The 9,376-nt window shown below is 67.7% G+C and carries 11 protein-coding genes; 3 read left to right on the top strand and 8 right to left on the bottom strand.

The window, feature by feature from the left end:
- Positions 1-8: 8 nt before the first annotated feature.
- The 3 genes from hemW to rph are packed head-to-tail and all read right to left on the bottom strand — an operon-like array spanning position 9 to position 2,552.
- Complete coding sequence (gene hemW, locus ACQY76_RS07155) at positions 9-1,184, bottom strand: radical SAM family heme chaperone HemW (protein ID WP_428032195.1); 1,176 nt, start codon at positions 1,182-1,184, stop codon at positions 9-11.
- Positions 1,177-1,842, bottom strand: a complete 666-nt coding sequence (rdgB, locus tag ACQY76_RS07150) for an RdgB/HAM1 family non-canonical purine NTP pyrophosphatase (protein ID WP_428032194.1) — start codon at positions 1,840-1,842, stop codon at positions 1,177-1,179. Before rdgB ends, hemW begins: the two co-directional genes overlap by 8 nt.
- Complete coding sequence (gene rph, locus ACQY76_RS07145) at positions 1,839-2,552, bottom strand: ribonuclease PH (RefSeq protein ID WP_428032193.1); 714 nt, start codon at positions 2,550-2,552, stop codon at positions 1,839-1,841. Before rph ends, rdgB begins: the two co-directional genes overlap by 4 nt.
- Positions 2,553-2,748: 196 nt before the next feature.
- On the opposite strand from rph, the gene ACQY76_RS07140 reads away from it, so the two are divergent.
- From ACQY76_RS07140 to grpE, 3 genes are all read left to right on the top strand, one after another.
- Entirely contained in the window at positions 2,749-3,471 is a 723-nt protein-coding gene (locus tag ACQY76_RS07140; protein ID WP_428032192.1) for an outer membrane protein, read from the top strand.
- Between the two features lie 185 nt (positions 3,472-3,656).
- The gene (gene hrcA / locus ACQY76_RS07135; RefSeq protein ID WP_428032191.1) at positions 3,657-4,757 is read left to right on the top strand and encodes a heat-inducible transcriptional repressor HrcA; all 1,101 of its coding nucleotides are present in this window, start codon (positions 3,657-3,659) and stop codon (positions 4,755-4,757) included.
- A 79-nt stretch (positions 4,758-4,836) separates the two neighbouring features.
- Complete coding sequence (grpE, locus tag ACQY76_RS07130) at positions 4,837-5,457, top strand: nucleotide exchange factor GrpE (RefSeq protein WP_428032190.1); 621 nt, start codon at positions 4,837-4,839, stop codon at positions 5,455-5,457.
- Positions 5,458-5,509: 52 nt separating this feature from the next.
- On the opposite strand, the gene ACQY76_RS07125 is transcribed toward grpE, so the two are convergent.
- The 5 genes from ACQY76_RS07125 to hisF all read right to left on the bottom strand — a co-directional run bounded on the left by ACQY76_RS07125 (position 5,510) and on the right by hisF (position 9,373).
- The gene (locus ACQY76_RS07125; RefSeq protein ID WP_428032189.1) at positions 5,510-6,466 is read right to left on the bottom strand and encodes a hypothetical protein; all 957 of its coding nucleotides are present in this window, start codon (positions 6,464-6,466) and stop codon (positions 5,510-5,512) included.
- 53 nt (positions 6,467-6,519) lie between these two features.
- Entirely contained in the window at positions 6,520-7,158 is a 639-nt protein-coding gene (locus ACQY76_RS07120; protein WP_428032188.1) for an alpha-ketoglutarate-dependent dioxygenase AlkB family protein, read from the bottom strand.
- A 2-nt stretch (positions 7,159-7,160) separates the two neighbouring features.
- Positions 7,161-8,120, bottom strand: a complete 960-nt coding sequence (gene coaA, locus ACQY76_RS07115; protein ID WP_428032187.1) for a type I pantothenate kinase — start codon at positions 8,118-8,120, stop codon at positions 7,161-7,163.
- A 120-nt stretch (positions 8,121-8,240) separates the two neighbouring features.
- Entirely contained in the window at positions 8,241-8,576 is a 336-nt protein-coding gene (locus tag ACQY76_RS07110; protein ID WP_428032186.1) for a phosphoribosyl-ATP diphosphatase, read from the bottom strand.
- Entirely contained in the window at positions 8,573-9,373 is an 801-nt protein-coding gene (gene hisF / locus ACQY76_RS07105; RefSeq protein ID WP_428032956.1) for an imidazole glycerol phosphate synthase subunit HisF, read from the bottom strand. Before hisF ends, ACQY76_RS07110 begins: the two co-directional genes overlap by 4 nt.
- Positions 9,374-9,376 lie beyond the last annotated feature (3 nt).

The raw sequence follows: 9,376 nt of genomic DNA, 5'->3' as shown, positions 1-9,376 counted from the left end.
AGGAGCACTCACGCCGCCAGGTCGGCGACGATGGCGTCGAGCACCGGCAGGCCGAGGGCGGTGGCGCGCAGGCGCTCATCCGGCAGCTGCTCGATCATGCCGTCTTGCAGCAGCGCCGCCACCCGCGCCGGGTCGAAGGGGCGCCCCGCCAGCCGGGCAAAGCGGCCGGTGTCGATGCCCTCCAGCAGCCGCAGCCCCATCAGCAGATATTCGTCGGCCTGTTCGGTGCGGCTGAGCGCCTCGTCGACGGTGACGCCATGGCCGGCCGCTTCGACGCGCCCCACCCAGTCTTCCGGCCCGCGCTCGGTGGAGGTGGCGACGCGCCCCTCCGGCGTGTCGAGCCGCCCATGCGCGCCGGGTCCGATGCCGGCATATTCGCCGTAGCGCCAATAGAGCAGGTTGTGCCGGCTCTCGGCGCCGGGACGGGCGTGGTTGGAAACCTCATAGCCGGGAAGGCCGGCGGCCCGGGTGGTCTCCTGCGTCACGTCCCACAGGGCGCGGGAGACGTCGTCCTCCGGCACGATGAGCTTGCCGGCGCGGTGCAGCGCGGCGAAGGGCGTGCCGTCCTCGATGGTGAGCTGGTAGAGCGAGAGATGCTCGCAGCCTTCGTCGATGGCGCGGCCGAGTTCCCGTGCCCAGTCCTCCGGCTTCTGGCCGGGCCGGGCATAGATAAGATCGAAGGACACGCGCTCGAAGGCCGCGCGCGCCACCGCCACCGCGCCCAGCGCCTCCTGCGCCGTGTGCATGCGCCCCAGGGCCCGGAGCGAGGCGTCGTCCAAAGCCTGAACACCCAGCGAGACGCGGTTGACGCCGGCCGCGCGATAGCCGCGGAAGCGGCCCGCCTCCACGCTGGTAGGGTTGGCCTCCAGCGTCACCTCGGCCCCGGCGTCGAGCGGCCAGGCCGCGTCGATGGCGTCGAGGATCGCCCCCACCGTGCCCGGCTCCATCAGCGAGGGCGTGCCGCCGCCGAAGAACACGCTATGGGTGCGGCGCTGGCCGATGCGGATCCGCGTATGGGCGATCTCGGCCTTGAAGGCGGCGACGAAGCGCGCCTGGTCGGGCGGGGCGTGGCGGACATGCGAGTTGAAGTCGCAATAGGGGCATTTGGCCTTGCAGAATGGCCAGTGCACATAGACGCCGAATCCGGGATCGACCGGGGGCGGCGCCGGGGCGCGCTCAGTCAAAGCTCGCCCCGAGGCAGGCCTGCGCCAGCGACATGAAGGCCCGGGCGCGATGCGACAGGCCCCGGCCGAGCGGCGGCAGGCCGTGCTTCTCGGCGCCGGTCATCTCGCCGAAAGTACGCAGGTTGTCTTCCGGCTGGCCGTCCGGCTGGAACATGGGATCATAGCCGAAGCCGGCCGGGCCGCGCGGCGGCCACACCAGCGTGCCGTTCACCACGCCCTCGAAATCCTCGACATGGCCATCCGGCCAGGCAAGGCACAGAGCCGAGATAAAATGGGCGCGGCGCAGGTCGGGCAGCTCGGCATTGGCCTCGCGAAGCTCCTCCTCGACGCGGGTCATCGCCGCCATGAAGTCCTTTTCCGGCCCGGCCCAACGGGCCGTATAGAGCCCCGGCGCACCGCCCAGCGCATCGACGCACAGGCCGGAATCGTCGGCAAAGGCCGGCAGCCCGGCAGCATCGGCGGCGGCGATCGCCTTGATGCGGGCGTTCTCGGTAAAGGTGAGGCCGGTCTCCTCCGGTTCCGGCAGGCCGAGTTCGCCGGCCGAGACCACGTCAATACCGTACGGCGCCAGCAGGCCGGCCATCTCCTCCAGCTTGCCGGGATTGTGGGTGGCGATGATGACGCGGCCTTCCAGCCGGCGGTGGTGCTCTGCACTCATGCCACGGCCAGCTTCTGCAGGTCGACCAGCTTGCCGACGCCCTTGCGGGCAAGGCCGAGCATGGCGTCGAACTCGGCCTGCGAGAACGGCGTCTTCTCGGCAGTGCCCTGGATCTCGACGAAGCCGCCCGAGCCGGTCATGACGAAATTGACGTCGGTATGGGCGTCCGAATCCTCGGCATAGTCGAGGTCGAGGCGCGGCTCGCCGTCAACGATGCCGCAGGAGACGGCGGCGAGATGGTCGCGCAGCGGGATGGTCGGCAGCATGCCGCGCGACTTCATCCAGCTCAGGCAATCATGCAGCGCGATCCACGCCCCGGTGACGGAAGCGGTGCGGGTGCCTCCATCGGCCTGGATCACGTCGCAATCGATGGTGATCTGGCGCTCGCCGAGCTTTTCGAGATCGACCACGGCGCGCAGCGAGCGGCCGATGAGGCGCTGGATTTCCTGCGTGCGGCCGGACTGCTTGCCGGCTGAGGCTTCGCGGCGCGTACGGTCGTGGGTGGCGCGCGGCAGCATGCCATATTCGGCCGTCACCCAGCCGCGGCCCTGTCCCTTGAGCCAGGGCGGCAGGCGCTCTTCCAATGTGGCGGCCACCAGCACATGAGTTTCGCCGAATTTCACCAGGCAGGAACCTTCGGCATGGCGCAGCACGCCGCGCTCGAAGCTCACGGCTCGCATCTCGTCGGGCTGGCGGCGGGAAGGGCGCATGGACTTTTCTCCTTTTTGTTCGCTGCCCTTTTACGTGCGTCCCACCATTCCCGGCAAGGGGCGGTAACCGGGGAATGGAACGCCGGGTTTGGCGTCACATGAAGCCGACGTGTTGCTTTCCAGCACTATCCGCACCCCTGTCTCTTTGAAATACCGAGAAGAGATTCACACAGCGCGTCTGTCCGGAGTTCATCCCATGTCTCGTCTTTTCGGCTCCGCCGCGTTTGCCGCCGCTCTTCTTGCTGGCACCGGCGCTTTTGCTGCCGACATGTCCTACCCCACCAAGGCCCCGGTGGCGGTGGTGCCGGTGTTCAGCTGGACCGGCTTCTACATCGGCGCCAATGCCGGCTGGGCGTGGTCGGAGACCGAGGTCCAGGACAACTCCTACAATGCCGTCCTCGACGAGGGCCTGCATGCCAAGAACAAGCAGAACGGCTTCACGGTCGGCGGCCAGATCGGCTTCAACTACCAGTTCGACAATAATGTCGTGCTCGGCGTCGAGGCGGATCTCGCCTATCTCGATATCGACAAGACCAAGACCGGCATCGACGATTCGGACGACATCTTCTCCGCCAAGGTCGACTGGTACGGCACCGTGCGCGGCCGCCTCGGTTACGCCATCGACCGGTTCCTGCCCTATGTCACGGGCGGCGTGGCCTTCGGCAAGGTGAAGGTCGGCTATGGCGATACCGATGACGGGCTTCTCGACAGGAACTCGTCGGTCTCCGGCTCCAGCACCAATGTCGGCTGGGTGGTCGGCGGCGGCGTGGAATACGCCCTCACGGATGCGTGGCTGCTGCGCGTCGAGTACCTGCACATCGATCTCGGCGACGAGACCCACACCAACATCCAAAATGAACGGGCCCGTTTCGACAACACGCTCGACGTGGTCCGCGCCGGCGTCAGCTACAAGTTCTGATTGCCGCGCCGCTCAGGCGGCGGAAGGTGCCAAACGCCGCCGTTCCCCACCGGGAGCGGCGGCGTTTTCGTGTCGGCTCCGTGCTTAAGGCCGCTCCGGCATCATTGCGGCTTGAACAGGCGGGCAGAGAGAACAGATAGTAGGGAGCCGTGCTCCCGCTTCCGGGGCAGCGGCTCGGAGTGTCCATGCCCCTCGATCCCTTTCTGTCCGCCAATGCCCCCTCGCTCGCCCGGCTCGACGAGCGCTCGCGCGAGATCTTCCGGCAGATCGTCGAGACCTATCTGGCGACGGGCGAGCCTGCCGGCTCGCGCAACATCTCCCGCCTCATCCCGATGACGCTGTCGCCGGCCTCGGTGCGCAACGTGATGGCGGACCTCGAGGCGGCAGGGCTCATCTTCGCCCCGCACACCAGCGCCGGGCGGCTGCCGACCGAGCGCGGGCTCCGCTTCTTCGTTGATGCGCTGCTGGAAATCGGCGACGTGTCGGAGGACGAGCGCAACTCGATCGAGACGCAGGTGCGCGCCGCCGCCCGCGCGCAGACGGTGGACGGGGTGCTGGCGGAGGCTTCCAATCTGCTCTCCGGCCTGTCGCGCGGCGCCGGCGTCGTGACCACCGGCAAAACCGATGTGCGGCTCAAGCACATCGAATTCGTGCCGCTCGACGCCACCCGCGCGCTGCTGATCCTCGTTTCCGACGATGGCGAGGTCGAGAACCGCCTCGTGCCGCTGCCCAAGGGCCTGCCGTCCTCGGCGCTGGTGGAGGCGACCAACTTCCTCTCGTCGCTGACCCGCGGGCGCACGCTGGCCGAGCTGCGCACCGAAGTGGAGCGCACGCTGGCCGCCCGCCGCGCCGAGCTCGACGAGGTTACCGCCCGGGTGGTCGAGAGCGGCATGGCCAGCTGGTCCGGCGGCGAGAAGGCCGACCGGCGGCTGATCGTGCGCGGGCAGACGCGGCTGCTGCACGATCTCCGCGCCATCGAGGATCTGGAGCGGGTGCGCCTGCTGTTCGACGACCTAGAAGCCAAGCAGGAAGTGGTCGATCTGCTCGGCCGGGCCGAGGACGCGCAGGGACTGCGCATCTTCATCGGCTCGGAGAACAAGCTGTTCTCGCTCTCGGGCTCCTCCACCATCGTGGCACCCTATCGCGACGGGCAGGGACGGGTGGTGGGCGTTCTCGGCGTCATCGGCCCGACGCGCCTGAACTACGCCCGCATCGTGCCGATGGTCGACTTCACCGCCCGCGTGGTGAGCCGTGTCCTTGCCGGGCCGGGGATTGACGCGGCTTGATTTTTGCGCTGTCCAACCCGATATGGCGGGCGTCCGCGCGGCTTGCCGCCGGACCTGTTCATTCTTCGACGAGGTATTCATGAGCGACGAGAACCGCACTCCGGCTGATCAGCCCGAAATGGCCGATCAGACTGTCGACGCCGAGCACGGCGCTGCGGCCGCGCCGGACGACCTCGCCGCCCAGTTCGCGGCCGAAAAGGAGCGTCTGGAGGCTGAGATCGTTGCCCTGAAGGACAAGTTCCTGCGCGCCTTCGCCGAGGCCGACAATGTGCGCCGCCGTGCCGAGCGCGAGGTGGCGGACGCCAAGGTCTACGGCATCACCGGCTTTGCCCGCGACATCGTCACCGTGGCGGACGACTTCGAGCGGGCGCTGGGCGCGATCGACGCGGACGCCCGCGAAAAGGCCGAGGGCACGCTCAAGACGCTGCTCGACGGCATCGACCTGACCAGCCGCGCCCTCACCCACACCTTGACCAAGCATGGCGTCGCGCGGATCGAGGCGGAGGGCGCCAAGTTCGACCCGAACATGCATCAGGCGATGTTCGAGGTGCCCAATGCGGAGGTTCCCACCGGCACCGTCGTGCAGGTGATCCAGCCCGGCTACAAGCTGGGCGATCGGGTGCTGCGTCCTGCGCTGGTCGGCGTCTCCAAGGGCGGCCCGAAGGTTGCGCCGGCCGAAACGCCGGGCTCGGAAGCCTGAGCCCCTGCTTGACCGGCAGATGTAGAAAGGGCCCCGGTGGGGCCCTTTTTTGTCAGCGCATCGACACGCCGTCGCGCACGCCGCGCATGGCGCCGTAATCACTGTCGAAGTTCTCGGTAGGCGCCACGCCGACCATGCGCAGATAGCCGTTCCGGCCGAAGCTGAGCCACTGCGCCACCTTCACCGGCTTGCCGGTCTGCTGGTCGGCCGCATTGCCGATCAGCTCGAAGCCGGGCTGGCCGCCGATGCGCAGCGGGCCGCCGCGCTCGATGCGCAGTTCCTTGACGCCCGGAACGCTGGAGATCGCCCGTTTGGCCACGCCCTCGCGATCATCCTCGCGGATTTCTCCCGGGCCGGCGGCGACGATGAAGAAGGACTGACTCTGCGGCTCCGCCCCGCCAGCCTCGTTCTTGGTGAGCAGAACGGCGCTGGTGCCCACGACCTTCATCACCTTATAGCCGGCCAGATCGCCCAGGGTGAACGGCAGCTTGGCGAGCATCTCCTCGGTGCTCGGCGGGGCACGGAAGACCACGGTCTTCAGGGCATCCTCGACCTTCGCGTCCGGGTAGCGGCCAGTGGAGGCTTCGGGGAACTGCACCGTCACCATGCCGGTCTGGTCCTTGCCGCCGGCGATGAGGATCCATTTCTTCAGCGCATCGGCGCCGACCGTCTGGTAGCCCTTCAGCAGCACCGCAGGAACGCCGTCGGCGAGCGTGACGTCGCGCTTCTCCTCGACGGTCACGCCCTGCTTCTTGAGTTCATCCGGTGCGAAATTTCCGGTGATCTCGCTAAAGGCGAGCTTGGGCATTTCCAGGATGAGAATGGACGCACTCGCGGCGCGATCCTGGAAGCCAGGCACGCCGGGAACGGCCACCATGCCCTCGGGCGGAACCATGCCGATCGTGCCGTCATTGGCGAAGACCGTCTGGGCCGAGGCGGGCAGGCCGAGCACTGTCAGGGAAAGGGCAGCGGCGGCAAGAGAGGCAGCAAGGCGGGCAAAAAGGCGCATTCGCAATCCTTCGGGCTTACGGAAACCGTAACTTCGCCCTTTCTGCGTGTTCATCAAGGCCGAATTTCGCCCAGCTCGGCCCGACGTACCCGCCGTAACGTCAGATTGATGCGGCCGGGCTGCTTCAGCAGGGTCGAGGTCTCGGGCACGATGCGATCGACGCCGTGAAAGGCCAGCCGCGCCGGGCCCGACAGCAGCAGCGCATCGCCCGAGGCCAGACGGATGGAGCGGGTGGGGTCCTTGCGGGCCGTGCCACCGATGCGGAAGACGGCCGTATCGCCCAGGGAGAGCGAGAGAACCGGCGCGGAGAACTCGTCCTCGTCGCGGTCCTGATGCAATCCCATCCGGGCGTCGGGCGCGTACCAGTTGATCAGGCACGCCTCCGGCTCCAGCGGCGAACCCGCCAGTTCCGCCCAGGCGCGGGTCAGCAGCGGCGGCAATGGCGGCCACGCCTCTCCGGTTTCCGGATGGGTGGCCTGGTAGCGATAGCCCGCAATGTCCGACACCCAGCCCAGCGGGCCGCAGCTCGAAATGCGCACCGAAAACGGCTTGCCGGTGCGCGGCATGCGCGGCACGAACAGCGGCGCCTTGGCGAGGATGGTGCGCAGCTCGGCGGCCAGCGCTTCCTGGCCCGCCCGGTCCAGCCAGCCGGGCCAGTAGAGGCAGCCGGGCACGATCTCGACCGGCGCCACCGTCAGAGCTTCCTCAGCGAGACCAGTTCGACCTCGTGGTCGCCGCCCTTGCGCAGGATGAGATCGGCGCGCTGGCGGGTGGGCAGGACATTCTCGCGCAGATTCACCAGGTTGATGGAGCGCCAGATGGCGCGCGCGGTGGCATCGGCCTCGGCATCGGTGAAGCTGGAATAGCGGTGGAAATAGGCCTTCGGGTCGCGGAACGCGGTTTCGCGCAGCCGCATGAAGCGCTCGACATACCAGCGCTCAAGGATCGTCTCGTCGGCGTCGATATACACCTTGAAGTCGAAGAAGTCGGAGACGAACGGAATGCCCTTGCCGTCCTTTGGCGGGCGGCTGGTCTGCAGCACGTTGAGCCCTTCGACGATGAGGATGTCGGGCTGGTCGACCTCGATGGTGGCGTTCGGCGTCACGTCATAGGCGAAATGGCTGTACACCGGCGCCCGCACCGGCCGCCGCCCGGCCTTGATGTCGGTGAGGAAATGCAGCAGCGCCGGCAGGTCGTAGCTTTCGGGAAAGCCCTTGCGGCCCATCAGCCCTTCCTGCTCCAGAATGGCGTTGGGCAGGAGAAAGCCGTCCGTGGTGATAAGCGCGACCTTCGGCGTGTTCGGCCAGCGCGCCAGCAGCGCCTGCAGCACGCGCGCGGTGGTGGACTTTCCCACCGCCACCGAGCCGGCCACACCGATGATGTAGGGCATCTTGCCGTTCTGCTCGGGGCCGAGAAACTTCTGCATCTGCCGGAACAGCTTCTGCGTCGCGCCGACATAGATCGACAGAAGACGCGAAAGCGGCAGATAGATTTCTTCGATCTCGGGGATCGACAGCCGATCATTGAGACCCTGCAGACGCTGGATCTCGTCCGCCTTCAGCGGCTGGGGCGTATCGGCACGCAAGGCCGCCCATTCGGCGCGGCTGAAATTGCGGAAGGGCGAGAGCCCCGCTCCGTCGAGCTTCACATCCATGGCAGCGTTTCCCGGCTCGCCCGGACATTCAAAGCGCCAAGCGTTGGTCGACGGTATACCACTTTAGGACAAGGCGTGATACCGCGCAGCGGCAGTTCCGCCGCTGCGGCCGAAATGGCCTCAGCCCTTGGGCCGGGACGCCTTTTCCTCGAGGCCGGACTGGTTCGTCCGGCGGCCCAGTTCCGCATACACGTCTTCCAGCGACACGCCGCGCGCCTGGAGCAGCACGACCAGATGGTAGAGAAGATCGGCGCTTTCCGAAACGACGGCTTTGGTATCGGACCCGACAGCCGCCAGCGCCGTCTCGACCGCTTCCTCCCCGAGCTTCTGGGCGCATTTGGCGACGCCCTTGGCGATGAGGGCGCGCGTATAGGAAGCCTCGCCCTCGCCATTGGCGCGGCGGGCGACGATGGCGGCGAGTTCCTCGAGCGTGACGCGGGCGGCTGTCTCGGTCACTGTCCGGCTCCTTCGAGATCGCCACCGCCGATGCGGACGGGAAGCCCGGCCTCGGCAAGTGCCTCCTTGGCAGCACCGATGGTGAAGGTGCCGAAATGGAAGATCGAGGCCGCCAGCACTGCGGAGGCCCCGCCCTCGCGGATGCCGTCCACCAGATGATCGAGCGTGCCGACGCCTCCGGAGGCGATGACCGGCACGGTCACGGCATCGGAGATGGCGCGCGTCAAGGCGAGGTCGAACCCCTCGCCGGTGCCGTCGCGGTCCATGGAGGTGAGCAGGATTTCGCCAGCGCCGAGCGCCACGACCTCCCGTGCATAGTCGATGGCGTCGAGGCCGGTGCGGTTGCGCCCGCCATGGGTGAAGATCTCCCAGCGGTCGGGCTCGCCCTCCGCCGACACCTTCTTGGCATCGATGGCGACGACGATGCACTGCTCGCCGAACTTCGTAGCCGCCTCGCGCACGAATTCCCGCCGGTTCACCGCTGCCGTGTTGATCGACACCTTGTCGGCGCCGGCATTGAGCAGCGCGCGGATGTCTTCCACCGTACGCACGCCGCCGCCGACGGTGAGCGGCATGAAGCATTGTTCGGCGGTGCGGCTCACCACGTCGATCAGGGTGCTGCGGGCTTCGACGCTGGCGGTGATGTCGAGGAAGCAGAGTTCGTCCGCCCCGGCCGCATCATAAGCCTTGGCCGCCTCCACCGGATCGCCGGCGTCGCGCAAATCAACGAATTTGACGCCCTTGACCACCCGGCCGTCCTTCACGTCGAGGCAGGGAATGACGCGCACCTTGAGCATGGA

The organism is Ancylobacter sp. (genome assembly GCF_965279025.1).
Classification (GTDB): Bacteria; Pseudomonadota; Alphaproteobacteria; order Rhizobiales; family Xanthobacteraceae; genus Ancylobacter.
The sequence above is the reverse complement of the archived record's forward strand: the minus strand, read 5'-3'. Positions and strand labels throughout refer to the sequence as shown.